Annotated in this window: 26 protein-coding genes; 21 read left to right on the forward strand and 5 right to left on the reverse strand. The window is 70.6% G+C overall.

Features of this window, described 5'->3' with window-relative positions; genetic code table 11:
• Positions 1-29: 29 nt before the first annotated feature.
• The 12 genes from AWH51_RS07455 to AWH51_RS16025 all read left to right on the forward strand — a co-directional run bounded on the left by AWH51_RS07455 (position 30) and on the right by AWH51_RS16025 (position 12,799).
• Positions 30-1,715 carry a dolichyl-phosphate-mannose--protein mannosyltransferase gene (locus AWH51_RS07455; protein WP_254654508.1) on the forward strand — a complete coding sequence of 562 codons (1,686 nt, stop codon included), beginning with the start codon at positions 30-32 and terminating at the stop codon, positions 1,713-1,715.
• Positions 1,715-2,719: a YeiH family protein gene (locus AWH51_RS07460; RefSeq protein ID WP_063071471.1), complete on the forward strand. Its 1,005-nt coding sequence runs from the start codon at positions 1,715-1,717 to the stop codon at positions 2,717-2,719. The genes AWH51_RS07455 and AWH51_RS07460 overlap by 1 nt, the downstream gene beginning before the upstream one ends.
• A gap of 128 nt (positions 2,720-2,847) precedes the next feature.
• Complete coding sequence (locus AWH51_RS07465) at positions 2,848-4,143, forward strand: O-acetylhomoserine aminocarboxypropyltransferase/cysteine synthase family protein (RefSeq protein WP_063071472.1); 1,296 nt, start codon at positions 2,848-2,850, stop codon at positions 4,141-4,143.
• A 221-nt stretch (positions 4,144-4,364) separates the two neighbouring features.
• A complete protein-coding gene (locus tag AWH51_RS07470) occupies positions 4,365-4,895 on the forward strand; it encodes a CoA-binding protein (RefSeq protein ID WP_063071495.1) in 531 nt (176 codons plus the stop codon).
• Positions 4,896-5,031: 136 nt separating this feature from the next.
• Positions 5,032-6,138 (forward strand): DUF6177 family protein, encoded by a 1,107-nt coding sequence (locus AWH51_RS07475; RefSeq protein ID WP_131798113.1) that lies wholly within the window; start codon positions 5,032-5,034, stop codon positions 6,136-6,138.
• 31 nt (positions 6,139-6,169) lie between these two features.
• On the forward strand, positions 6,170-6,463 hold the full coding sequence (locus AWH51_RS07480) for a hypothetical protein (protein WP_131798114.1): 294 nt from the start codon (positions 6,170-6,172) through the stop codon (positions 6,461-6,463).
• Positions 6,463-6,864 carry a DUF6507 family protein gene (locus AWH51_RS07485; protein WP_063071475.1) on the forward strand — a complete coding sequence of 134 codons (402 nt, stop codon included), beginning with the start codon at positions 6,463-6,465 and terminating at the stop codon, positions 6,862-6,864. Before AWH51_RS07480 ends, AWH51_RS07485 begins: the two co-directional genes overlap by 1 nt.
• Positions 6,861-8,888: a DNA/RNA non-specific endonuclease gene (locus tag AWH51_RS07490; protein WP_063071476.1), complete on the forward strand. Its 2,028-nt coding sequence runs from the start codon at positions 6,861-6,863 to the stop codon at positions 8,886-8,888. The genes AWH51_RS07485 and AWH51_RS07490 overlap by 4 nt, the downstream gene beginning before the upstream one ends.
• An 882-nt stretch (positions 8,889-9,770) precedes the next feature.
• Positions 9,771-10,778: a DNA/RNA non-specific endonuclease gene (locus AWH51_RS07500; RefSeq protein WP_063071478.1), complete on the forward strand. Its 1,008-nt coding sequence runs from the start codon at positions 9,771-9,773 to the stop codon at positions 10,776-10,778.
• Positions 10,779-10,788: 10 nt separating this feature from the next.
• Positions 10,789-11,271, forward strand: a complete 483-nt coding sequence (locus AWH51_RS07505; RefSeq protein ID WP_063071479.1) for a hypothetical protein — start codon at positions 10,789-10,791, stop codon at positions 11,269-11,271.
• 409 nt (positions 11,272-11,680) lie between these two features.
• Positions 11,681-12,178, forward strand: coding sequence for a hypothetical protein (locus tag AWH51_RS16020; RefSeq protein ID WP_131798115.1), 498 nt, complete (start codon positions 11,681-11,683; stop codon positions 12,176-12,178).
• 141 nt (positions 12,179-12,319) lie between these two features.
• Positions 12,320-12,799 (forward strand): hypothetical protein, encoded by a 480-nt coding sequence (locus tag AWH51_RS16025; protein ID WP_131798116.1) that lies wholly within the window; start codon positions 12,320-12,322, stop codon positions 12,797-12,799.
• Positions 12,800-12,963: 164 nt separating this feature from the next.
• On the opposite strand, the gene AWH51_RS07520 is transcribed toward AWH51_RS16025, so the two are convergent.
• The gene (locus AWH51_RS07520; RefSeq protein ID WP_063071482.1) at positions 12,964-13,473 is read right to left on the reverse strand and encodes a DUF427 domain-containing protein; all 510 of its coding nucleotides are present in this window, start codon (positions 13,471-13,473) and stop codon (positions 12,964-12,966) included.
• Between the two features lie 185 nt (positions 13,474-13,658).
• On the opposite strand from AWH51_RS07520, the gene AWH51_RS07525 reads away from it, so the two are divergent.
• The 4 genes from AWH51_RS07525 to AWH51_RS07540 all read left to right on the forward strand — a co-directional run bounded on the left by AWH51_RS07525 (position 13,659) and on the right by AWH51_RS07540 (position 16,460).
• Positions 13,659-13,919 (forward strand): GlsB/YeaQ/YmgE family stress response membrane protein, encoded by a 261-nt coding sequence (locus AWH51_RS07525; protein WP_063071483.1) that lies wholly within the window; start codon positions 13,659-13,661, stop codon positions 13,917-13,919.
• Positions 13,920-14,041: 122 nt separating this feature from the next.
• Positions 14,042-14,692, forward strand: a complete 651-nt coding sequence (locus tag AWH51_RS07530; RefSeq protein WP_063071484.1) for a hypothetical protein — start codon at positions 14,042-14,044, stop codon at positions 14,690-14,692.
• A gap of 9 nt (positions 14,693-14,701) precedes the next feature.
• On the forward strand, positions 14,702-16,069 hold the full coding sequence (locus tag AWH51_RS07535) for an L-serine ammonia-lyase (protein WP_063071485.1): 1,368 nt from the start codon (positions 14,702-14,704) through the stop codon (positions 16,067-16,069).
• Positions 16,070-16,106: 37 nt separating this feature from the next.
• The gene (locus tag AWH51_RS07540; RefSeq protein WP_063071486.1) at positions 16,107-16,460 is read left to right on the forward strand and encodes an SdpI family protein; all 354 of its coding nucleotides are present in this window, start codon (positions 16,107-16,109) and stop codon (positions 16,458-16,460) included.
• A gap of 45 nt (positions 16,461-16,505) precedes the next feature.
• Here the strand turns inward: AWH51_RS07540 and AWH51_RS07545 are convergent, their stop codons facing one another.
• The 4 genes from AWH51_RS07545 to AWH51_RS07560 all read right to left on the reverse strand — a co-directional run bounded on the left by AWH51_RS07545 (position 16,506) and on the right by AWH51_RS07560 (position 19,788).
• Positions 16,506-16,940: a hypothetical protein gene (locus AWH51_RS07545; RefSeq protein WP_063071487.1), complete on the reverse strand. Its 435-nt coding sequence runs from the start codon at positions 16,938-16,940 to the stop codon at positions 16,506-16,508.
• A gap of 138 nt (positions 16,941-17,078) precedes the next feature.
• Positions 17,079-18,185 (reverse strand): hypothetical protein, encoded by a 1,107-nt coding sequence (locus tag AWH51_RS07550; RefSeq protein ID WP_063071488.1) that lies wholly within the window; start codon positions 18,183-18,185, stop codon positions 17,079-17,081.
• The gene (locus AWH51_RS07555) at positions 18,182-19,000 is read right to left on the reverse strand and encodes an IclR family transcriptional regulator (protein WP_063071489.1); all 819 of its coding nucleotides are present in this window, start codon (positions 18,998-19,000) and stop codon (positions 18,182-18,184) included. Before AWH51_RS07555 ends, AWH51_RS07550 begins: the two co-directional genes overlap by 4 nt.
• Entirely contained in the window at positions 18,994-19,788 is a 795-nt protein-coding gene (locus AWH51_RS07560) for an NAD-dependent epimerase/dehydratase family protein (RefSeq protein ID WP_063071490.1), read from the reverse strand. Before AWH51_RS07560 ends, AWH51_RS07555 begins: the two co-directional genes overlap by 7 nt.
• A 111-nt stretch (positions 19,789-19,899) precedes the next feature.
• On the opposite strand from AWH51_RS07560, the gene AWH51_RS07565 reads away from it, so the two are divergent.
• From AWH51_RS07565 to AWH51_RS07585, 5 genes are all read left to right on the forward strand, one after another.
• Positions 19,900-21,246: an ABC transporter substrate-binding protein gene (locus tag AWH51_RS07565; RefSeq protein WP_254654507.1), complete on the forward strand. Its 1,347-nt coding sequence runs from the start codon at positions 19,900-19,902 to the stop codon at positions 21,244-21,246.
• Positions 21,243-22,205, forward strand: coding sequence for a carbohydrate ABC transporter permease (locus AWH51_RS07570; protein ID WP_063071491.1), 963 nt, complete (start codon positions 21,243-21,245; stop codon positions 22,203-22,205). Before AWH51_RS07565 ends, AWH51_RS07570 begins: the two co-directional genes overlap by 4 nt.
• Positions 22,202-23,107 (forward strand): carbohydrate ABC transporter permease, encoded by a 906-nt coding sequence (locus tag AWH51_RS07575; protein WP_063071492.1) that lies wholly within the window; start codon positions 22,202-22,204, stop codon positions 23,105-23,107. Before AWH51_RS07570 ends, AWH51_RS07575 begins: the two co-directional genes overlap by 4 nt.
• 4 nt (positions 23,108-23,111) lie before the next feature.
• Complete coding sequence (locus AWH51_RS07580; RefSeq protein WP_063071493.1) at positions 23,112-24,344, forward strand: enolase C-terminal domain-like protein; 1,233 nt, start codon at positions 23,112-23,114, stop codon at positions 24,342-24,344.
• The coding region (locus AWH51_RS07585; RefSeq protein WP_063071494.1) for a dihydrodipicolinate synthase family protein at positions 24,344-25,032 on the forward strand (689 nt) is incomplete at its 3' end. The genes AWH51_RS07580 and AWH51_RS07585, both read left to right, overlap by 1 nt.

Raw genomic sequence — 25,032 nt, forward strand, 5'->3', positions numbered from 1 at the left:
CGTGCATGCCATGATGAGCCGTGCCCGACATGCCCCACCGCCCCACCGAGCACGGCATCGACGCGGGCGCGCCGGACCGCGATCCCGCGGCGGACGGCCCCGGCTCCGGCTCCGGCACCGCACGGCGCGACCTCGTCGCCCGAGGATCCCGCCTCGACGACCTGCTGGCCCGCCTCGTCACCACGCCCGGCCGCCGGCGCGCGCTCGAGTGGGGCACCGTCATCGCGATCGCGCTGCTGGCGGCCGTGCTGCGCATCCAGTCCCTCGGCCACCCGGACGCGCTCGTCTTCGACGAGACCTTCTACGTGAAGGACGCGTGGACCCTCCTCCACCTCGGCTACGAGGGGTCGTGGCCGAACGACCCCAACCCCGCCTTCATCGCCGGCCAGACGGACGGGTACCTCCAGGCGCCCGGGTTCGTGGCGCACCCGCCGCTCGGCAAGTGGGTCATCGCGCTCGGGCTCGCGGTCTTCGGCGCGGCGGATCCGGTGGGCTGGCGCATCGCGACGGCCGTCGTCGGCACCCTCGCCGTGGTCCTCCTCACGCTCATCGCCCGCCGCCTCACCGGATCCGCGGTCGTCGCCGCGATGGCCGGGTTCCTGTTCGCGATCGACGGCCACGCCATCGTCATGAGCCGGATCGCGCTCCTCGACACGCACGTGATGTTCTTCGGCCTGCTCGGCGTGGGCGCGATCCTCCTCGACCGCACCTGGCACGAGCGCCGGTTCGCCTCGCTCCTCGCCGTGCGCCGCGACGCCCGCCCCGAGACCGCGCCCCCGCTCGAGTTCGGCCCCGTGATCCTGTGGCGTCCCTGGCTGATCGCGGCCGGCGTCGCGTTCGGCGCCACCTCGTCGGTCAAGTGGTCGGGCCTCTTCTTCCTCGCGGGCTTCGGCCTCTACGTGGTGCTGAGCGACATGCTGCTGCGCCGCCGCCACGGGCTCGCCGCGTGGTTCACGGCGGGCGCCGTCGTGCAGGGTCCGATCTCCTTCCTCCTCCTCGTGCCGCCCGCGATCATGGCGTTCCTCGCCTCGTACGCCGGCTGGTTCGCCACCTCGAACGGGTACTTCCGCGGCTGGGCCGCGGAGGGGACGAACGCCTGGCAGGGCGGGCTCGCGTGGGTGCCGCTGTCGATCCAGAGCCTCTGGCACTACCTCGCGCAGCAGTACGCGTTCAACGTGGGGCTCGACGTCTCGCACCCGTACCGGGCGGATCCGCGCCTCTGGCTGCTCCTCTACCGGCCCACGCAGTTCTACTACGAGGCCTCCGGCTACGGGCAGTCGGGCTGCACGGTCGACGCGTGCTCGTCGTCCATCACCTCCATCGCGAACCCGATCATCTGGTGGCTCTCGGTCGCGGCGATGCTCTACCTCGTCTACCGCCTGGCCGCCCGCCGCGAGTGGCAGGTGGGCCTCGTGCTCATGGGCATCGCGGTGGGGTACCTGCCGTGGCTGCTGTACGTGAACCGCACGGTGTTCCAGTTCTACTCGATCGCCTTCGAGCCGTACCTCATCCTGTGTCTGGCGATGGTGCTCGGTCTGGTCCTCGGCGACCGGCGCGACGCGCGTCCCCGGCGGACGCACGGCATCGTGATCGTGGCCGCGGTGCTCGCGGTGTGCGCGCTCGTCAGCGTGTTCTTCTACCCGCTGTGGACCGGCCAGCTCGTGCCGACCTGGTTCTGGCGGTTGCACGCGTGGATCCCGACGGGCTGGATCTGATGCCCGCCACCGCCGCCCGCCTCCCTCCCGCGCTGCCCGGCCTCGCGGCCGCCTCCGCCGCCGCGCTCGTCGCGTGGGCGGTGCACGCGCTCGTCCCGGCGATCCCGCTGCTCACGGTCGCGGTCGCGCTCGGCATCGTCGCGGCGCAGATCCCGGCCGCCCGCCCCGCGCTCACCGGGCCCCTCAAGCCCGGCCTCACGCTCGCGTCGAAGCGGCTGATGCGGATCGGCGTGGTGCTCCTCGGCCTGCAGCTCGGCCTCTCCGACATCGTCGGCCTGGGCTGGCGCGCCGTGCTGCTCGTGGTCGCGGTCGTGGTCCTGTCGTTCGCTGGCACGTACGCCATCGCCCGCGTGCTCCGGATGCCCGGGCAGCAGCCGCTCCTCCTCGCGACCGGCTTCTCCATCTGCGGCGCGAGCGCCATCGGCGCGATGGCGGGCGTCACGCGCGCGAAGCCCGCCGACCAGGGCGCGCCCGTCGCGCTCGTCACCCTCTGCGGCACGCTCGCGATCGCCGTGCTGCCGCCGCTCGCCGGACCGCTCGGCCTCGACGACGTCGCGTTCGGGCACTGGGTGGGCGCGGGTGTGCACGACGTGGGGCAGGTGGTCGCGACGGCGCAGATCGCCGGATCCGCCGCCCTCACCATCGCGATCGCCGTGAAGCTCACGCGCGTGCTGCTGCTCGCGCCCGTGGTCGCGATCGCGGGCGTCGTGATGCGCCGCCGCGAGGGCCGCGTCGAGGGCGCCGCGCGTCCGCCGATCGTGCCGCTGTTCGTGCTGGGGTTCCTCGCGGCCGTGCTCGTGCGCACCTTCGTGCCGGTGCCGGGCGGCGTGCTCGACGCCGCGCAGGTCGTGCAGACGGCGCTGCTCGCGATCGCGCTCGTGGCGCTCGGATCCGCGGTGCGCCTCCGCGAGCTCGTCGGCCAGGGCGGATCCGCGCTCGCCGCCGGCCTCCTCTCCTGGGCGCTCATCGCGGGCCTCGCGCTCGCGGCGGTGCGCCTGTCCTGATCCGCGTCCGCCCGCGCATGTCGCCGCATGCCGGCGCATGCCGCACGCATGTCGCCGCATGCCGCACGCATGTCGCCGCATTACGGCCCGGCCCGGGAACGCCCGGGAGCCCCGGTTAGCGTGACCCCATGGTCGATCGCGAGTACGGGTTCAAGACGAGGGCGATCCACGCGGGCAACATCCCCGACGCCACCACGGGTGCGCGCGCCCTCCCCATCTACCAGTCGAGCGCGTTCGTCTTCGACGACACCGCCGACGCCGCCGCGCGCTTCGCGCTGCAGAAGTACGGCAACGTCTACTCGCGCCTGTCGAACCCCACGGTCGCGTCGTTCGAGGAGCGCGTCGCGAGCCTCGAGGGCGGCCTCGGCGCGGTCGCCACGGCGAGCGGGCTGAGCGCGCAGTACATCACCTTCGCCTCGTTGGCCGGCGCCGGCGACCACATCGTCGCCTCCGCGGCCCTCTACGGCGGATCCATCACCCAGCTCGACGTGACCCTCCGCCGCTTCGGCGTGGAGACCACGTTCGTGCAGTCGAGCGACCCGGCCGACTACGCCGCCGCGATCACCGACCGCACCAAGCTCGTCTTCGCGGAGACCGTCGCGAACCCGTCGGGCGAGATCGCCGACATCGAGGGGCTCGCGGCCGTGGCGCACGCGACGGGGGTCCCGCTCGTCATCGACTCCACCATCGCGACCCCGTACCTCAACCGGCCCATCGAGTGGGGCGCCGACATCGTCATCCACTCGGCCACCAAGTTCCTCGGCGGGCACGGCACCACCCTCGGCGGCGTGGTCGTCGAATCGGGCCTCTTCGACTGGGAGAGCGCCCGCTTCCCCCTGCTCGACCAGCCCGTGCCGAGCTACGGCGGCCTCAACTGGACCGGCAACTTCGGCGAGTACGCGTTCCTCACCCGCCTCCGCGCCGAGCAGCTCCGCGACATCGGGCCCGCGCTCGCGCCGCACTCCGCGTTCCTGCTCGCGCAGGGCGTCGAGACCCTGCCGTACCGGATGCAGGCGCACATCGACAACGCGCGGGCCGTCGCCGAGTGGCTGGATCAGGATCCGCGCATCACCGCCGTCAACTGGGCCGGCCTCCCCGCGCACCCGCACCACGAGCGCGCGCGCAAGTACCTGCCGACGGGACCCGGATCCGTGTTCACGTTCGAGGTCGCGGGCGGCCGCGCGGTCGGCCAGCGCTTCATCGAGTCGGTGGAGCTCGCGAGCCACCTCGCCAACATCGGCGACGCGAAGACCCTCGTCATCCACCCGGCCTCCACGACCCACGCGCAGCTGAGCGAGTCGCAGCTGGTCGACGCGGGCGTGCTGCCGGGCATCGTCCGCATCAGCGTCGGCATCGAGGACGTCGCCGACATCATCCACGACCTGGACCAGGCGCTCGCCGCCGCCACGGAGACCGCGAAGTGAGCTTCGACACCGGCGGGGTGCCGCCCGAGCGCACCGGATCCACGCCCCACCCGGCCGCGGCCGCCGCGGATCTGGCGCCGCTGGATCCCGCCGAGGAGGCTGCCGACCGCGCGGCAGGCGACGCGGCGGAGGCGCAGGATGTCGACCCCGACGCCGCGCCCGTCGAGCCCGTCGCGGATCCAGACGCCGACGGCACCCAGACCACGCAGCTCCAGAACGGCCTGACCTGCGCGATCCCCCGCTCCAGCCCGCTCGCCGCCCTGCTCCGGTCCGAGCGCACGTGGACCGGCCCGAGCGCCAAGGAGCGCCAGGCGATCCTCCGCCGCGCGAAGTCCGTCGCCATCGTGGGCGCCTCGCCGAACCCGGCGCGCTCCAGCTACTTCGTCGGCACGTACCTCCAGCAGTCGAGCGACTACCGCGTCTACTTCGTGAACCCGAACGCCACCGAGATCCTCGGCCAGAAGGCGTACCCCGACCTCGCGTCGCTCCCCGAGGTGCCGGACATCGTCGACGTCTTCCGGAAGGCGAGCGACATCCCGTCGGTGGTGGACGACGTGGTCGCCGTCGGCGCGCCCGTCATCTGGGTGCAGCTCGGCATCTGGAACCAGGAGGCGGCGGTGGATGCGGAGTCGCGCGGCCTCACGGTGGTGATGGACCGCTGCATCAAGGTCGAGCACGCCCGCTTCCACGGCGGCCTCCACCTGCTCGGCTTCGACACGGGCGTGATCAGCTCGCGGAAGGCGGCGGGCTAGCAGCCGCGTACCACACTCCGGCGCCGCTGAGAGAGGCAAATGAGGATGCATTAGCGTTCGTGTGCATCGCTCGCCGGAGGACGGCGCCGAGCGGGTGCAGCTTCATCCCCTCGCGCTCCCGTCGGACAGAGGCGGCATGTCGAGCGATCAAGCGCTGGCCCTTCCCCATCCGCTCGTCGACGACATGGGCCCCGGATGGGTCCGCACGGAGACGGACGCGCTCCGCGTCGGTGCGAGTTCCGGACGCCTCGACCTGCTCACGTACGCACTCCGCAACCGCTCGACGCTCATCCTCGTGACACGACCGAGCGCGCGCCTCACGGTCCCGCTCTTCCAGCTCCTGCAGGCGACGGGATCGGAATGGCGCACGCGCGACGACGACGGGACCCTCCGCCGGGCGCTCACCGGTGTCGCCGTCGACCGACCGGTAGCCGACGGACTCGAGGAGATCCCCCGCCGCCGTGAACGAGGGACCCCCGACCGACCTGGCCCGTGGCCCAGCGGGCAGCAGGCCGATGCGCCCCTCGGCGCCTGGCTGCAGTTCGCCGTCGCGACCCACCATCCGGCGCGTGCGGAGACGATGCTGGGTAGAGGGCTGCAGGAGCTCGTCAACGAGATCGACCCCGACACGACCATCTCTTGGGGCACCTCCGAGCCCACCACGCTCGCGTGGGACCGGCGCGTCCTCACCCGCACGGCCCGCGAGCGCATGCCGCGCGGGTCCCGGTTCTTCGCCGCCGGCCATGGCGCCTCTGCGTTCCGCGCCACCATCACCGTGACTCGCACCGCGCTCGGCGTCACCGAGGAGACGAGCGTCGTCTTCGCGGTCGCGGAGGAGGTGGCGGGGAGCGACGCAGCAGCCAGGCACGCGCTGTCCCGCGTCGCGCGGCGTCAGCGTCTGCTGGTCGGCTCGGCGTGGACCCTACGCGGCGGCACCGACTGCACGGTCACCGCCGGACGCGAGGTCGTCCCCGACCCCGTCGCCGCCGCGGTCGGTCCCCATGTCGTCCGCATGCTCGACTTGGAAGGCGCCGGAGCGGATCGGGTCCCCGGCGCGGTGAAGGTCGGCCGACTCCGTGCCGAGGCGCTCCTCGTCGGCTTCGGCCAGGACGAGGACCGCTGGCGCTCGTTCGCGGAGGCCATCCGGGGTGTCGGCATCTCCGAGGCGACGAACGCGCTGTTCGGGCAGGAGCCCGATCGGACGCCCCCGCAGGAGACCGCGGAGGCGCATCGTGCCTCGTGAGTTCATCATCGCGTCGCCGACGCCCGTCACCATGCTGCACTGCATCGTCGGCGCCGCGGCCGTCGACCCGGATCTCGGGTTGGCGCGCGTGGTCGGTGACGGCGCGGTTCAGATCGCAGGTGAGGGGCTCGTGCTCGCGGTGGTGCGCAGCGCGCGAGTCGAGGAGCCGGCCGATGCCGAGCGGCTCTTCGGCCATCCTCTTCCGGCCGGGACGACGTGCCTCAGCGAGGCCTACGGCCCGTTCGGCGAGGCCATGACGCCGCAGGTGGTGCACGAGATCGCGCGACTCGCGGGCGGCACCGCATTCGAACCAGGAGGTCAGTGATGAGCGGATGGAGCATCGAGCCGGAAGGCGTCAGACAGGTGCTGAACAAGGTCCAGGACGACGCGAAGGAGCTGTCGACCGCCTTCGGTGGAATCGCGAATGCGCAGGAGTCGCTGGATGGCGGATCCGGCGCGACGGCGGCGAGCACGGCCGTCAGCCAGTGGAGGGTCGCCGCGACGCCGCTCCTCGCCCCCGTGGCGGCGGCCGTGGTCGGGCTGCTCGAATCCGAGCAGTCGCGCATCGCCGGCATCGCCACCCGCATCGAGGCCTGCGGCGTCGGAGCGGGCAACGCGACTATGGCCTATCTCCAGGGCGATGAGGAGATGGCCGCGTCGACGCAGCGGACAGCCCTCGCCGCCGCGTCCTCCGGCGACCTCACGGCACTGGAGAACCGCTCATGATCGCCGAGCTGATCAAGCCGCATCTGATCCCGGGCACGGACATCGACCCGGGACTCGTCTCGAACTCGGCGACCTCCTATTCGAAGACGGCGACCGCGATCAGCACGCACGCGAATGCGGTCGTCACGAGCTGGTCGGGGCTCTCGGAGCACTACTCGGCTCCGGAGGCACCGGAGCTCCTCGCGGCGATGAGTCCCGTCGGTACCGACGCGCAGACGGTGGCGGACAAGCTGACGAAGGTGAGCACGCTGCTCGACCAACTGGCGAGCGACATCGCCACGCCCGTCAGACGCTTGAAGGAGCTCCAGGCGGAGGCAGAGGACTTCGTCGCGAAGGTGGGCGGGGGCGTCGACATCACCGTGACGGGCTCCACCGGGACGACGAAGCACCATGTGCAGTGGTTCAACCACCAGGAGACGCTGGACCGCAACAACGACCTGATCGCGCAAGTCGATGCCGAGGTCGCGAAGATCTCCACGGCCAGCGCGACGTGCATCGACGGCATCAATCGGTTGCGCGGTGACCAGTGCATGCCGATCGCGCCGGCCGTCTCGGCCGAACAGCTCTTCGCGAGCCCCGACGTGTCCTGGGGGAATGTCGGACGGGCGCCGCGCGGATGCGGGGTGTCGGCCTCCGCCGGGTTCCTCACCTTCGTCGGAGGCACATGGGATGGCATCGCCGCCATCGGTGGCTACAACACGGCGGACGGGACCGAGAAGTTCAGCACGTCGCTCAACGCCATCGGCGGCATAGCCTCGGGGCTGGGCACGCTCGCGATCACGCTCGCGTCTCCCACCACGGCCCTCACTGCATTCGCCCCCTCCGAGGACGTCCCGGAACCGCTTCGGGGCCCGCAGGCCTGGTATAGGGAGAACCTGCAGGCGCTGGCGTCCGGGATCGCGGGGACGCCCGAGCAGTGGGACGACGACCCGGTCGCCGCCGGGACCACCGGGCTCCTCGGGCTCGGATCCCTGTTCGTCGGCGGTGCCGGGATCGTGCCCGACTCGCTCCGCGGCGCATCGATCCTCGCCCGCACCGGAGGCGCGCTCGAGCACGCCTCCACCCTCGCGACCGACGGATCACGCCTCGCCGCCGGCCTGAGCCGCGCCGGGACCCTCACGACCAAGGTTGCCGAGCTCCTCGGCGCGAACCCGCGCCTGGCCCTCGTCACGACCGACGACGAGACCATCCAGGCCTACTTCCGCGGCCTCGCAACCGACGGCGCAGACGACGGCCTCGTCCGCGACACCACGCTCAGCACCACCATCCACGACCTCGCCGAGGCCGAGAAGCACGCGGAGGCGCTACCGGATCCTGTGCCGAGCCACGTCAACACGCCGCCGGATGAGACACACGAGACGGGCCCCGGAAGGGGTATCCACGCAGTAGATCCGACTGACACGGACACCGACCACCTGTCCGCAACCGAATACTTCCCCGAAGCGAAAGGCGCCCATCTCGGTAGCCCACAAGCGCCGCACGAGACCCCACCTACGGGCCCGCACGCGCCTACCGGTGACGACTACTGGAAGCCCCTCAGCCACGACGAGATCCAAAACCTCCCTGTGGTGCGCGACGGTAGTCACCTTGTCGACGGCAAGCTCAGCCCCAACACCTGGTACCAGACCGGCGAACACGAGTACCTCTACCGGACCAACGAACACGGCCACATCGACCGCGTCATCGCCGAAGACCTGCGTTTTACAACGCGCGAAATCCGTCCACCCCATGACCCGAACACCCTCGGTAAGATCCAGGGCGTCGACCACGCCGGGCATCTCATCGCGTTCCGCTATGGCGGCTCCGACGAACTTGACAACCTCGTCTCACAACTCATACGCATCAACAAGAGCAGGTACTATCGGGTCGAGAATCAATGGGGCCGAGCCCTTTCGGCCGACCCACCGCAACGAGTAAGCCTCGACCTCCGCATCGACACCGACCCCGTGACTGGTAGACCCTATCGCTTTGAAGTCAATTATGACATCGATGGCGAAAGCTTTTCGCCAGAGTTCTTACAGTAGAAGGTAAAGATGAATATACGCCAAGAAGGTATCATCCGGGAGCTCGTGGGCACTTGGGTTCCCTTGGCCTTGGAGTACGCCGAGGGAGCCAATAACGTGACCACGCTCTTTATTTATGCAGGGTCCGAGCTTGGATCATATTACGCCAACGCGTTCTTTGAGCAAGAAGGACAAGTCAATTATCCAGGCAAGTTACAAGGAGCAGATACCAGCCGTAGGCGCGTTCTCGGGATGCAACGAGGCTTCCGAGAGGCCCTCCACAAGGCTGAGGCCCAGTTCGCGGAAGCCGAGATCCCATGCCCAACTGAGTATCGGGTCAGCTATGAACCTGGACCAGGTCACCTCGATGTGCAGCTCTCACGCGAGCTTAAATATGCCCACCATCCAGTCAAGACACTGGAACACGGGCCGGAGGATTGGCTCGATGCGCGTTTACCGAAGACTTTCGGGCGCCTGATACCTCCGGAGGCCGAGTGGCCTGCGCCAGGCACAGAAACGTACGAATAACGAGGTAGCGGCACGTGAGGGCGCCTCAGCGTCATCGGAGGTGCATGGTATGTCCGCGCTACCATCGGCGGGTGCTACTCGCAGGATGACTCCGAAGAACTTGGCACCTCACTCAACGCCATCGGCGGCATCGCCTCGGGGCTGGGCACGCTCGCGATCACGCTCGCGTCTCCCACCACGGCCCTCACTGCATTCGCCCCCTCCGAGGACGTCCCGGAACCGCTTCGGGGCCCGCAGGCCTGGTATAGGGAGAACCTGCAGGCGCTGGCGTCCGGGATCGCGGGGACGCCCGAGCAGTGGGACGACGACCCGGTCGCCGCCGGGACCACCGGGCTCCTCGGGCTCGGATCCCTGTTCGTCGGCGGTGCCGGGATCGTGCCCGACTCGCTCCGCGGCGCATCGATCCTCGCCCGCACCGGAGGCGCGCTCGAGCACGCCTCCACCCTCGCAACCGACGGATCACGCCTCGCCGCCGGCCTGAGCCGCGCCGGGACCCTCACGACCAAGGTCGCCGAGCTCCTCGGCGCGAACCCGCGCCTGGCCCTCGTCACGACCGACGACGAGACCATCCAGGCCTACTTCCGCGGACTCGCCACCGACGGCGCAGACGACGGCCTCGTCCGCGACACCACGCTCAGCACCACCATCCACGACCTCGCCGAGGCCGAGAAACACGCGGACGCACCTCCTGCCCACGACGTGACCCCACAGGAACGGCAGCCCCACGAACCCACCGCCGAGCCCCCGCATGCGAACGAGCCGATCGATCCCGAGCAGACCACCGCCACCGACCACGCCTCTTTCCAGAAGAGCAGCCGACTCCGCACACCGGAAGCACCCGACACCGCCCCGGAACACCCGCACGCGCCCACGGGTGACGACTACTGGAAGCCCCTCAGCCACGAAGAGATCAAGAACCTCCCCGTCGTCCGCGACGGTTCCCATCTCGTCAAGCGCAAGCTCAGCCCCAACACCTGGTACCAGACCGGTGAACACGAGTACCTCTACCGCACCAACGAACACGGCCACATCGACCGCGTCATCGCCGAAGAAGTGCACCTCAAGGTCCACGAAGGACGGTACCGCCACGACCCCGACACGCCCGGCAAGATCAAGGGCGTCGACAACGCAAGTCACCTCTTTGCCGACTGGCTAGGCGGGTCACCCAAGCTCGACAACCTCGTGTCCTTGCTAGAGGGACATAATAAGGGCAGATACCTTGAAATGGAACGCAAATGGGTCACAGCACTCTCCACCGACCCACCGGGACACGTCAGCGTCGACATCCGGATTGACACCGACCTCGCCACTGGCCGACCGACGAAAGTCACAGTAAAACATGTCACCGATGGCGAAGAGCTCACTTCAACCTTCGAACAATAGGAGACATGACGTGCCACGAAGCGAACAGCAGATCATCCAGAATCTTATCGAGAAATGGATACCACTCGCATTGGAATACGCGGCGGGCGCCCCCGGGGTGTCGACCTTGTATATTTATGCGGGCTCAGAGCTCGGCGGCAAATACGCAAACGCCTTCTTTGAACAGCACGGCGACGTCGTCTATCCTGGTCGCCTAGACACACCCCAGAAGAAACCAGGCATGGTCTTTCAAATGCAGGAGCTGCTGCTTGAGGATCTCAACGAAGCTGAACGAGAGTTCAAGGCCGCCGGCATACCGTGCCCCACGGAATACAGGGTCACATACGAGCCGGACCCTGGGCGCCTCGACGTACAGCTCTCGCACGAGCTCAAATACGCGAATCACCCGACGAAGATCCTCGAAGAAGGTCCGGAGGACTGGCTCGACGGCCGCCTCGAGAAGCGCCTCGGGAAGCTGACGCCAACAGAGCAGCAGCGCCGCGAGTTGCAGTAGGCCGGCCTAGACACCTTCACCATCAGCAGGCAATTTCGATTCGCGGCCTCGTCCGACTCGGCGAATCACTAGAACTCAACAACTTCATATCCAGACCAGAGGTCCACAACAAGTGCGGGTCTCTTGAGCTCGAACGAAGATTGGCAGGAGCTCTGACTATCGAATAGATGTCAGCCGATCCGATCAGTGAGGAAGGTCCAGATATTGAAAGACGAGCAGCAGATCATCCGGAACTGATCCACAAGTGGGTCCCGCTCGCCAACCCTGTCCACCGACCCACCAGGACACGTCAGCCTCGACATCCGCGTCGATACCAACCCAGCAACAGGACGACCGACACGATTTACCATCCAATACGAAATCAGAGGCGAAGAAGACATTGCCGTCTTTGACCAGTAGGAGATCGCACATGGCGCAAACAGAAGCGCAGATCATACGATCACTGATCGAGAAATGGATACCCCTGGGGCTCGAATACGCAGAGGGCGCCGAAGGGGTCACCACTCTGTTCATCCACGCCGGATCGGAGCTGGGGGCGAAGCGCGCCAATGTATTCTTTGAACAGCACGGCAAAGTACTCTATCCTGGAAAACTCCAAGGGCCAGGAAACAAGCCCGGCATGGTGCATCAAGTTCAGCAGCTTCTCCTTGAAGACCTACGCGAGGCGGAACGTCAGTTCAAAGAGGCGGGCATAGCGTGCCCCACGGAGTATCGCATCACCTACGAGCCAGGCCCGGGGCGGCGTGATGTGGAATTGAGTCACGAGCTCAAGTACATCCACCACCCAGTCAAGACCCTCCAACACGGCCCCGAAGATTGGCTCGACGGGCGTCTGGAAAAGCACTACGGCAAGCTGATTCCGCCAGAAAGCGAATGGCCAGCCACGAGACCCGCCCGAGAAGATTGACCCGCAGCTCGCTCGACTCGAGATCATCACCAACTCGACATTCGCATCCTGGCAGAGTGACCGGAAGCCCAATGCGACGATAGTCAGATACATTATCAACGGCAAAACGAGAGCCGGTCGAATCTAGCAGCGAGGTCAAGTGTGGTAAAAAGCGAACAGCAAATCATACAGGAACTCATCCACAAGTGGGTGCCACTCGCTTTGGAATTCTGTCAAGGAGCGCCGGGAGTGACGGCGGTCTTTGTCTACGCCGGATCGGAACTCGGATCAATGCACGCAAACGCGTTCTTCGAGCAATCCGGTGCAGTCATATATCCAAATGACCTGAAAGGAGCAACCCGAGAATCCGACGTCTTCGAGCTCCAAGACCTTTTGATGCAGGATCTACTCGATGCGGAAAGAGATTTCAGGGAAGCTGTATTGCCGTGCCCGACGGAGTACCGAATCACCTACGAACCAGGCCCCGGTCGCTTGGATATGCAGCTGAGCCACGAAATCAAGTATGCCAACCACCCGACGAAGATTCTGGAAGACGGGCCCGAGGACTGGCTCGAGGGGCGCCTCGAGAAGCACTTCGGAAAGCTGATGCCCACGGAAGAGCAACGACGCGAATGGCAGTAGCTCCTCGTTCGGCCCGGATGAAGAGCCGCCACAGAAGCGGTGGCATGGCATCGGCACCGCAGGAGCAAGAGGACTCGCCTGTCCGGATCGTTCCCGACGCGCGATGTTCGAGGCCTGACGGCTCCGTCGCTAGACGATCATGCGGGGCCGAGCACGCCGCGGTGTTACCACCCCAGCGTGCCCGGCGCCCCCTTGAACGGCCCGACCACGCGCGGCGTGATCCAGCCGCCGTAGAAGTCGCCTTCCTGCGCCTCGACCACGACACCGTCGACCGTGATGCGGTCCATCGCCGAGGGGTAGACGGCGACCATGTCGGCGAGCACCTCGAAGCCGCGCGTGGGCGACGGGTACCACCAGGCCGAGCGCTCGGCCGTGACGGATCCGGCGGCGAGCGAGAGGTACGACGCCTCGCCCTTGTACTCGCACCACGAGCGGCCCGCGGCGGAGGAGAGCACGCCGGCCGCGAAGTCGGCGGAGGGGATGTAGTAGACCGGCGGGTGGCTCGTCTCGAGCACGCGGACGGCGGCGCGGGAGTCGGCGACGACCTGACCACCGAGCTCGATCACCACGTGCTCGCCGCTCGGATCGACGCGCGGCGGACGCGGGTAGTCCCACACGGACTCCTGCCCCTCGCCGGGGATCTCGCGGGGACGACGGGCCGGGGGGATGCGCATGCGCCGACGGTACCGCGGGCTCCTGAGCGCCCCGGATCCCGCGGAAGCAGGGGCCCGGCGCCCCCGTCCAGTAAAGGCGCATCCACTAAACGTTTTTGCACGAATGGTCCTCAGGGTGCTTGACTGGGGCACGTCCACCCGCATTCGGGTGTCACACAGCACGTCATCTTTGAGGAGTAACGCACATGGGCATCATCGGTTTTCTGGTTCTGGGTCTGATCGCCGGAGCGCTCGCCAAGCTGATCCTCCCGGGCAAGCAGGGTGGCGGAATCATCGTCACGCTGATCCTGGGCGTCGTCGGGGCCTTCCTCGGTGGCTTCATCGGCAGCGCCCTGTTCAACAAGGGCGTCGACAGCTTCGACCTGGGCTCGCTCGCGCTCGCCATCGTCGGCGCGATCATCGTCCTGCTGGTCTACGGCGCGATCACCGGCCGCAAGAAGGCCTAGCCCTTCCCGCAGCTCGCGGAGCCCTCGTCGCCCATCCGGACCGGATCGGCGGCGGGGGCTCTCGTCATGTCGGGCTCCTGAGCCGGGCGGGTCGCGCGTCGGCCCGTGCCTACGATGACCGCATGCCCGCCGCCGCCGCTCATTCCTCCCCCTCCCGCTCCCGCACCGCCGCCGTCCTCGTCGCGGTCGCGCTCCCGCCGCTCGCCCTCGCCGCCGCCGGGCTCAGCCACCCGAGCCAGCTGACCGACGCGACCGCCATGCACTGGCGCGACATGCACATCGCGCTCCTGCCCGTCTTCCCGCTGCTCGCGATCGCGCCGATCCTCCTCGCGCGCCGCCACGACCGCCGCCTCGGGATCCTCGCGGTCGTCCTCGGCTTCGCCTACGCCGTCTGCTACCAGGCGCTCGACATCCTCGCCGGCATCGCGGCCGGCGCCCTGAAGCTCGAGGGCGGCCAGGGCGTGACCACCATGTACGCGCTCGCCGACGGCATCGTCGTGACGGGCGTCTGGTCGTACGTCGCCGCGACCGTGCTCGCGAGCGCGCTCGTGATCCGGCACGCGGGCCTCCCGGCGCTCCCGGGCTCCGTGATCGCGGTGGTCGCGGCCGTCTCGTTCGTCGACAGCCACATCTTCTTCCCGCGCGGGGTGATCACCATGCTCGGCCTCGCCATCGGCTGGACCTGGCTCGCGCTCGCCTCGTGCGGACCCGCCCGTCGCGGCCCCGGTCGCCCGGGGGCTCCCGCGACGGACCGCGCGGAGGCGGCGGCATAGTCTGGCGGGATGACAGCGTACGTCTCGGCACTCGACCTCTTCTCCATCGGGATCGGGCCGTCGAGCTCGCACACCGTCGGCCCCATGCGCGCGGCCCTGCTCTTCGCCGAGGAGTGCCGGGCGTCGCCGCGGTTCACGGAGATCGCGCGCGTCACGGTGCGGCTGTACGGCTCGCTCGGCGCGACCGGGCTCGGCCACGGCACGCCCGACGCGGTCGTCGCCGGGCTCGCGGGCCTGGCGCCCGAGACGTGCGACCCGGACGAGGTGCGCGGGCGCTGGTCGGGGCTCGGCGAGGGCGTCGACGTGCCGCTCGCGGGGATCCACCCCGTGCGCATGGTCGGCCGCGACCTCACCTTCGAGCCGTTCACGCGCCTCCCCCGCCACCCCAACGCGATGCACCTCGCCGCGCTCGACGCCGACGGCGGCACGGTGCTCGAGAGCACGTGGTTCTCGGTCGGCGGCGGCTTCGTGCTGCGCGAGGACCAGGCGCCCTCCGCGGTGCTGCCCACCGGGCTCCCCCACTCCTTCTCCAACGCCGACGAGCTCATCGCCCTCGCCGAGTCGACCGGCCGCTCCATCGCCGACGTCGCGCGCGACACCGAGGAGTCGATCCACGGATCCCGCCGGGCCGTCGCGGGGCTCGACGCGATCTGGGACGCCATGGCCGCGTGCGTCTCCGCAGGGCTCGACGGCCAGGGCACGCTGCCCGGCGGCCTCAACGTGCGGCGCCGGGCAGCGCGGGTCGCCTCGCAGCTCGCGACCATCGACGCCGAGGGCGCGCGCGACACCAGCCACGAGTGGCTGCACGCGTTCGCGCTCGCGGTGAACGAGGAGAACGCGTCGGGCGGCCGCGTGGTCACGGCGCCGACGAACGGCGCGGCCGGGATCATCCCCGCGGTCGGCTCCTACTACCTCCGGTTCGTGCCCGGCGCCGACCGCGACGGGATCCGCGACTTCCTGCTCACCGCCACCGCGATCGGCTCGCTCGTGAAGGCGAACGCGTCCATCTCGGGCGCGGAGGCCGGCTGCCAGGGCGAGGTCGGCACGGCGTGCGCGATGGCGGCCGGCGCCCTCTGCGCGGTGCTCGGCGGATCCCCGCGGCAGGTCGAGAACGCCGCCGAGATCGCGATGGAGCACCACCTCGGCCTCACCTGCGATCCGGTGGGCGGGCTCGTGCAGATCCCCTGCATAGAGCGGAACGCGATCGCCGCGTCGACCGCCGTGAACGCCGCGCGCATGGCGCTGCACGGCGACGGCACGCACCTCGTCTCGCTCGACACCGTGATCGAGACCATGCGGCAGACGGGCCTCGACATGTCCACCAAGTACAAGGAGACGTCCACGGGCGGCCTCGCGGTGAACGTCATCGAGTGCTGAGGGCGGCGGGCGCGCCCCGCCGTGACAGGCTGTCCGCATGGGCGCTCCCGCACTGCTCCTCGCCGTCGCGGCGCTGCTCATCCTCGGCACCACGCAGGTCGCCGCGTGGGGCGGCCTCAAGCGCAACGGCTGGATCGGGATCCGCACGCGCCCCCTCATGGCGAGCGACGAGGCCTGGCGCGCCGGCCACCGCGCGGCCCTGCCCGCCCTCCGCGGCACCTGCATCCCCGTCGCGATCGGCGGCGTGATCGGCGCGGCCGCGAGCGGCGTGGGGATGAACAGCGTCGCGACCTGGGGCGCGCTGCTGCTCGTCGCGGGGATCGCGTGGGGCACCTTCCGCGCGGGGCGCGCGGCGAAGGCCGTCACTCGGACGCGCGATCCCGGACGCTGAACGGCCCCGCCCACGTGGGACGGGGCCGCCCGGCTCACCTCGGGATCAGCGGTGCCACCAGGAGAAGCCGCCTGTCCTCACGGGGTGGATCTTGTCGAAGGGCGACGTGTACTTGTAGATGGCGTTGACGTCGAGTTGCGGGCAGGGGTCGGTCCCGGTGTCGCTGCGCTGCCCGAACTCCTCGCACGTCATCATGTCGAACCTCTGCTCCGCCGAGGAGCCCTGCCACGCGTAGCCGTAGTACTGGAACATGAACTTCAACTTCTGGTGGCAGGTGTCCGGGCCGCCCTTGTAGACCTTGACGATGAGGCCCGACCCGATCTCCCCGTCGGACTGCGACGAGTTCCAGGTGCCGCACACGCGGTAGTTGGACTGCGCCTGGGCAGCCGGTGCGGGGCCGGCCGCGAGGCCTGCCGAGACGAGGGCGAAGGCGGCGAGGCCGCCGGCGAGGAGGCGCGGGAGGGCGCGGGGGAGCTTCATGGATCATCCGTCCTGTCGGGGAACCACGGGACCGTGGCTCTCGGAGCATAGGGCCGAGCCGCACGCGCACCAGGGAACGTTCCCCATGACCGGACATGGGCGAGCGTCACGGGCGGATGCGCGGGGTCGGCGACGCCCTCAGGCCCCTGCGCCCGCCGCGCTGAGGGCGTCGCCGATCGCCGCCAGCCGCGCCCGACCCACGAGGCCCAGGTGATAGACGTACGTGTCGTCGAGCCGCGCGACGGCGCCGGGCCAGCCGTCGCGGATGCTCGCGGGCGTGGCCGGCGGCAGCGCCCAGAGGTAGCCGCCGATGCGCGTGCCGGGCAGCCGTCCGCGGAGCGCGCGCATCGCATCCGGGTCGTGCGCCACGGCGTCGAGCACGACCACGCCGTCCACGAGGTCGACGTCGTCGAGGAGCGCGGCGAACGGGCCGGTGGCCCACGGATCCTCCTGCGCGTGCACCACGACGCGGCGCACCCCGGCGTCGCGGGCCGCGGCGACGCAGCCGATGAGCAGCTCACGCCGCGCTCGGGCGCGCACGCGCAGGACGGCATCGAGCCCGGCGAGGCCGCCGCCGCCGTCCACCCGCGCGCGGACCTCGGCCCGGAGCGCGTCCGGATCCTCGCCCTCCCCCGCGAGCAGCGCCACGCAGACCGCGCAGAAGCAGATGGACATGAGCGCCTCCGCCTCCGCCGACCAGTCGGCGCCCGCGGTCTTCTCGTGGTGCCCGAGGTGGCCGACGCCCATGGGGCCGCACGCCTCGAGCATCACGCCGTCGAGGTCGGCCGCCCGGACCGTCTCGGCGACCAGCGCCGTCGCGTACTCGCGCACCTCGGGCCGCGCCGGGCAGAGCGCGTACGGGTACGCCTCGCCGAACGCGTTGACGACGCGGGACTCGGGGTTCCGCGTGCCGACCGAGGTGGAGTGCGTGAGCACGATCCACGCCTCGACGCCCAGGCCCGCCGCGCGCGCCACGGCGGCGGCGCGCGCGAAGGCGTCCGGGCCGACCCACGGCGTGCGGTCCTCCGGGCGGAGCGCGCCGAACGCCTCCTCCCGCGCCGGCAGGTACAGCGCGGCCGAGGTCGCATCCACGATGCGGTGGCGAGGATGCAGCGGCGTCGCGGCCCGCACCGAGTGGTAGGCGGCGGCGATGGCGACGCCGTCTCCCCCGGCGGCCCGCACGCGCGCGCCCGCGTCGGGATCGTCGATCAGGTCCCACGGGTACGCGCAGAAGGAGACGCTCACCGGACGCCCGCCGAGCGGAGCTCCTGCGCGAGGCGGCCCGCATGGGAGCCGATGATGCGCGCGACCCGCGCGACCTCCGCGGGCGTCGCGCGTTCGATCGGCATCGAGCAGCTGATGGCGTCGGTCGCGGGGATCCGGTACCCCACGCTGACCGCGACGCAGCTGACGCCGAGCAGGTTCTCCTCGCGCTCGTGGGCGTGGCCGCGCTCGTGCGCCGCGTCGAGCTGGGCGTCGAGCGCGCGGCGGTCGGTGACCGTGTTCTCGGTCAGCGCCGCGAGCGGGCCGTCGCCCAGCGCCTCCGCCCGCTCCTCCGGGCTGAGCTCGGCGAGCAGCGCCTTGCCGAGCGAGGTCGCGTGCGCGGGCAGCTGCCGGCCGACGCGGGAGGTGGCGCGGCGCGACTCGGTGGTCTCGCGCGTGGCGAGGTACAGCACGCGGGCGCCCTCCCGCCGGGCGTAGTGGGCGGTGTACCCGGTCTCGTCGCGGATCCGCTCGAGCACCGGCAGCGCGTGCGGCAGCGCCCGGTCGCGGTCGAGGTAGGCGGTGCCGACGACGAGCGCGCGGGATCCGATGGAGACGTGCGTGCCGTCCTGCAGCATCTCGATCCACCCGCTCGCGGCCATCGTGTGCAGCAGCTGGTGCAGGCTCGAGCGCGGGTAGCCCGACGCGCGGTGCAGGTCGACGACCGACAGCGGCTCGCGCGCCTCCGCCAGCCGCTCCAGCAGCGCGAGCGTGCGCTCCGCCGACTTCACGGGTCGCGCGGCGCGGTCCTCGGCGGGCTCGGTGGCGGGCTCGGTCGCCGGGTCCTTCGTCACCATGCGTCTCCCAGCGCGTGCTGCGGGGCGGCCCATTCGCCGCCGATGAGCCCGTTCGCGTCGGCGTCGTCCCCGTCGACCACGCCGTCCGCGAAGGCCTCCGCGTCGTCCTCAGGGTAGTAGCCGATCCGCTCGCCAGCGTCGGGGAGGAACCACGCGCGGGTGTTGCGCGAGATGCCCCAGACGACGTGGGCGCCGGGCTCCTCCAGCCGGGCGGCGGCCTCGATCAGGCGCGCGAGGTCCGGGAAGGAGAGCCAGGTGGAGAGCGAGCGGCGGCCCGTGGGGCGCTCGAGGAGCGTGCCGATGCGCGCGCTCACGACGCTCATCCCGTGGCGGTCGGCGTAGACGGATCCGAGCGCCTCCATCGCCGCCTTCGTCACGCCGTAGAAGCTGTCCGGCCGCGGCGGCAGGTGGTCGACCGGCTCTGCGGGGATGGGGTGGAAGCCGACGGCGTGGGTCGAGCTCGCGAGCAGCACGCGCCGGACGCCCTCGTCGCGCGCGGCCTCGAGCACGCAGCGCGTGCCGTCGATGTTGGCGGCGACCACGTCGTCCCACGCGCGCTCGCGGCTGATGCCGCCGAGGTGCACCACGAGGTCCGCGCCGCGCACGGCCTCGCGCACGGCGTCGACGTCGCGCACCGAGGCGACGACGGCGCGCTCCCCCGCGACCGGATCGGGATCCACCAGGTCGAGGAGCACGAGCTCGTGCCCCGCCGCCCGCAGCAGGGGCCGGACGCCCCGCCCGGCCATGCCGGCCGCTCCCGTCATCGCGATGCGCCTCGCGTCCGCCATCCCGTGCCTCCTCGCCGGTGGTCCCGGCGATTGACATCACCAGGTGGTCCACCTACGGTAGCAGCGCATTCACACTGACGTAATGCATTCGCCCATGTAAATGGAGATCCGATGATGAAGATCCGATTCGCGCGGCGGACGATCGCCCTCGTCTCCGTCGCCGCGCTCGCGGGCGGCCTCAGCGCCTGCTCCCCGGGCGGTGGCGGGCAGACGTCCGCCGACGACCGCTCCCTCGAGGTCTGGACGCGGAGCACGCCCGAGGACGCCGCCTCGTACCAGCTCGTGTTCGACGCCTTCACCGCGAAGACGGGCATCCGGATCGACTACAAGCCGGTCCCCGAGTTCGACACCCAGCTCCAGGCCCGCGCGCAGCAGAAGAGCCTGCCGGACGTCATGGTCAACGACGCCGGGAACCTCGGCACCTACGTCTCGCAGGGCTTCGTCCTCCCGGTCGACCGCGCCACGCTCGCCGGCGCCGACCAGATCTCCGACGCCACCTGGGACAGCACGCGCGGCACCGACGGCGACCTCTACGGCGTCCCGTGGTCGCGCCAGGCGAACGTCACCGTGATCCGCAAGGACTGGCGGGAGAAGCTCGGCCTGCCCGTGCCGAAGACGTGGGACGACCTCGCCGCGCTCGCGACGGCGTTCGCCGAGGACGACCCCGACGGCGACGGCAAGGCCGACACCTACGGCATGGTCGTGCCCGGCAGCGCCGAGAGCGGCTACATCGCGCGCTGGTCGGCGTCCTACATCTGGCAGGCCGGCGGCGACATCCTGAAGGACGAGGGCGGCGGCACGTACTCCGCCGACTTCGACAACCCGGGCACGCAGACCGCGGTGGAGTGGATCCGCGACCGGTTCTGCACGCCCGGCGCGGTCGTCCCCGGATCCGTCAACCTCACCACCGCGAACACCCCCTTCTTCGCGCAGGGCACCGCCGGCATCTACCAGACGGGTCCCTACAACATCAGCTCGTTCGACGAGGCGGTGGGCGAGGACAACGTGGAGGTGATCCCGACCCCGGAGGCCCCCGGCGGCGGCACCGACTCGCTCGCGGAGGGCGAGGACATCTACTTCGGCGCCTCCTCGAAGAAGCAGGACCTGCAGCAGCAGCTCGCCGAGTTCATGATCACGCCGGAGGCGCAGGAGCTCGCCATGAAGGTGGAGACGAACGCGCAGGGCGTCACGGCGCAGCCGGTCGTGCGGATCCCCGTCAACACGACCGTCGACATCGGCCGGGTGAAGCAGGACCCGCGCTGGGACACCGCCAAGGAGGTCTACGAGGACCACGGGCGCAGCTTCCCCTGGGCGATCGACTTCACGCCGTACCGGCAGATCGTCGCCGACGGTCTGAACGGGGTCATCTCGGACTGCTCGAGCGACATCCCGGGCGCGATGGAGGACATCCAGTCGCAGCTCTCCGACGAGCTCGACGAGCAGGGGGTGCAGCGGTGAGCATCGGCGCCCCCGCCCCCGTCCTCGTGGATCCGGACCGCCGCGCCCTGGCCGCGCCCCGCCCGGTCGAGGCGCCAGGCCGCCTCCCGTTCCGCATGCGCGCGCTCATCCCGTGGGCGTTCCTCGTACCCGGCCTCGTGCTCGGCGCCCTGTTCAAGTTCCTGCCGATGCTCGACGGCATCCGGATGAGCTTCGTCAAGGTCCAGCCCTTCCTCGGCGACCGGTTCGTCGGCCTCGACAACTACGCGCGCGTGCTCCGCGACCCGCGCTTCACCGAGGCGCTCGGGCACACCGTGCTGCTCGGCGTCGGGCAGACCGTGGGCGCGCTCATCGTCGGATCCGCCCTCGCGCTCCTCCTCGAGGGCACGTCCCGCCGGCTCTGGTTCGTGCGGACAGCCGTGTTCCTGCCCGTCGTCACGGCGCTGGCCGTGGTGGGCGAGATCTGGCGGATCCTCTACTTCCCCACCGAGACCGGGTTCCTCAACTCGCTGCTCGGGGCAGTGGGGATCCTTCCGCAGCAGTTCATCAGCGACCCGTCGACGGCCCTCGGGTACGTGATGCTCGTGGGCATCTGGACGGGCGCGCCCTACAACATGGTGATCATCCTCGCGGGCCTCACCGGCATCGACCGCACGCTCTACGAGGCCGCTGCGGTGGATGGCGTCACGATGCGGCAGCGGTTCCGGTACATCGTGCTCCCCGCGCTCCGCCCGGCCGTGAGCGTGGTGCTCACGCTCGCGGCCATCCGCAGCCTCCGCACCTTCACCGAGGTGTACGTGCTCACGGGCGGCGGGCCGGCCGGATCCACCGAGGTCTGGATGACGCGCGTCTTCTCGCTCGGCTTCAAGGCCAACGACCTCGGCGTCGCGTCGGCGGCGTCGGTGCTGCTGCTGGTCGCGACCCTCGCCCTCACCGTGGGCGTGCGCGCCCTCTCGTCCCGCAAGGAGAAGGTCCAGTGAGCATCCTCGAGCGCCCGAAGGGCCCGGTGCGTCGCAGCGGCGACGGCCAGTTCGACAGCGCCATCGGCTGGAAGCCCGGGCTCCGGCCCTCCAATGCCGTGCGGCTCGTGCTGTGCGTCGTCGCGTTCGCGGTGTTCGCGGCGCCGTTCGTGATCATCGTCTCCGGCGCGTTCGACGCCTTCACCTCGTCGACGAGCGTGCACCTCTTCCCGCAGAAGCTGTCGCTCGAGTCGTTCCGGGTCGCGATCGACAAGGGCGTGCTCGGCTACTTCGCCAACTCGCTCGTGATCGCCGGTGGCGGCCTGGTGCTGCAGGTCGCGGTGGCGATCCTCACCGCCTACGCGCTCGCCCGGCACCGCTTCCGCGGGCAGTCGTTCGTGCTGCTGCTCTTCCTGCTCACGATGATGCTGCCGGAGGAGATCATCGCGATCCCGCTGTCGCAGGCCATCGGCGACGTGGGCGGCACCGGCATCAGCCTGCGCGGGACGCCGTTCGGCGTGATCCTGCCGGTCGCCGTCTGGGGCTTCTCGATCCTCATCATGACGGAGTTCATGAAGGACATCCCGCTGGAGATCGAGGAGGCCGCGCGCCTCGACGGCTGCGGCGAGCTGCGGATGCTGTGGAGCGTCATCCTCCCGCTGTGCACGCCCGTGCTCGGCGTCGTGACGATCTTCGGCTTCATGATGATCTGGGACCAGTACCTCCTCCCGCTCATCGCCGCCGACAGCCCCAGCGACTACACGCTCACCGTGGCGCTCAGCGTGCTGCGGACCGACGCCACCGTCGGGTCCGGCGTGCTCCTCGCGGGCGCGCTGCTCGCGCTCCTGCCCAGCCTCGTCATCTACCTGCTCATGCAGAGGTCGCTCATCCGGGGGATCACCTCGGGCGCGACGAAGGGATAGCACCATGATCATCCGCGACGTCGTCGTGACCCCCATCGCCTTCCGCGATCCGCCCCTGCTCAACGCCGACGGCGTGCACGAGCCGCTCGCCCTCCGCACCATCGTCGAGCTCGTCGTCGACGGCGGCGTCATCGGCCTCGGCGAGGGCCAGGGCGGCGCGGACGTCGCCGCGCGGCTCGCCGCCGCGCGCGACGCCGTCATCGGGCTCTCCGTGTTCGACCTGCACGGCATCGAGCGGGCGGTCGACGCCGCGCTCGGCGGCGACGCCGGACCGCTCAGCCGCCAGCAGCGCCGCGTCGTCTTCTCGATGCTCGAGGTCGCCGCCCACGACGCCCAGGGGCGCATCACCGGCCTGCCCGTGAGCGAGCTGCTCGGCGGGCGCGTGCGCGACGCCGTGCCGTACAGCGCGTACCTCTTCTACAAGTGGGCCGCGCACCCGGGCGAGGAGCCCGACGCCTTCGGCGAGGCGCTGGATCCGGCCGGCATCGTCGCGCAGGCGCACCTCCTCATCGACCGCTACGGCTTCGGCTCCATCAAGCTCAAGGCGGGCGCGTTCCCGCCAGACGAGGAGGTCGCCGCGATCCGCGCACTGGCCGAGGCGTTCCCGACGCACCCGCTGCGCATCGACCCGAACGGCGCGTGGACCCACGAGACGGCCACGCGCGTCGCGGCCGAGCTCGACGGCGTGCTCGAGTACCTCGAGGACCCGGTGCTCGGCATCGACGGCATGGCCGCGGTCGCCGCCGAGGTCGCGCAGCCGCTCGCCACGAACATGTGCGTGGTGACCTTCGAGCAGATCGAGGAGGCGTTCGCGAAGGACGCCGTGCAGATCGTGCTCTCCGACCACCACTACTGGGGCGGCCTCGCGCACACGCGCGAGCTCGCCGCCATCTGCCGCACCTTCGGCGTCGGCCTGTCGATGCACTCCAACTCGCACCTCGGGATCTCGCTCGCGGCCATGACGCACCTCGCCGCCGCGAGCCCCGAGCTCGCCTACGCCTGCGACACGCACTACCCGTGGAACCGCGGCGACGACGTGATCGTGCCGGGCGTGCTCGAGATCGTCGACGGCGCCGTCGCGGTGCCCACGGGCCCCGGCCTCGGCGTCGAGCTCGACCGCGACGCCCTCGCCCGGCAGCACCGCGTGTACCTGGACGCGGGGCGCACCACGCGCGACGACACCGGCTACATGCGCACCATCCACCCCTCCTACGACCCCACGCTCCCGAGGTACTGATGACCGACACCGCCCAGGCCCCCGCCGCCGTCCCCTCCGCCCCCGGCGCGCTCGCGCCGTTCGAGGGCGTGCTCTTCTTCCCCGTGACGCCGTTCGACGCGGCCGACCGCGTCGACGAGGACGTGCTCGCCGCGCACGTCGCCGACGGGCTCGCGCACGGCGCGGGCGCCGCGTTCGTCGCGTGCGGCACGGGCGAGTTCCACGCGCTCGGGATCGACGAGCACGCCCAGGTCGTGCGCGCCGGGGTCGCCGCCGCGGGCGGGCGCCACGTCGTCATCGCGGGGGTCGGCGGGCCGCTCGGCCATGCCCGGCGCTGCGCCGAGATCGCCGCGGAGGCGGGGGCTGACGGGATCCTCGTGCTCCCGCCGTACCTCGTGGCCGGCCCGCCGTCCGGCGTCGCCGCGTACGTCGAGGAGATCGCGCGCGCCACGCCCCTGCCGCTCATCGCCTACCACCGCGGCACGGCGCAGCTCACCGACCAGACCGTGGAGCGGCTGCTCGCGCTGCCAAGCCTCGCGGGGATCAAGGACGGCGTGGGGGACGTGGCCCTCTTCCAGCGGTTCGTGCTCGCCGCGCGCCGCGCCGGCCGCCACGACCTGCAGTTCTTCAACGGGCTGCTGACGGCCGAGGCCAGCCAGGCCGCGTACCGCGCGATCGGCGTGCCGCTCTACTCGTCGGCCGTCTTCGC

Source organism: Clavibacter tessellarius, from assembly GCF_001618005.1.
In the GTDB taxonomy this organism is placed as follows: Bacteria; Actinomycetota; Actinomycetes; order Actinomycetales; family Microbacteriaceae; genus Clavibacter; species Clavibacter tessellarius_A.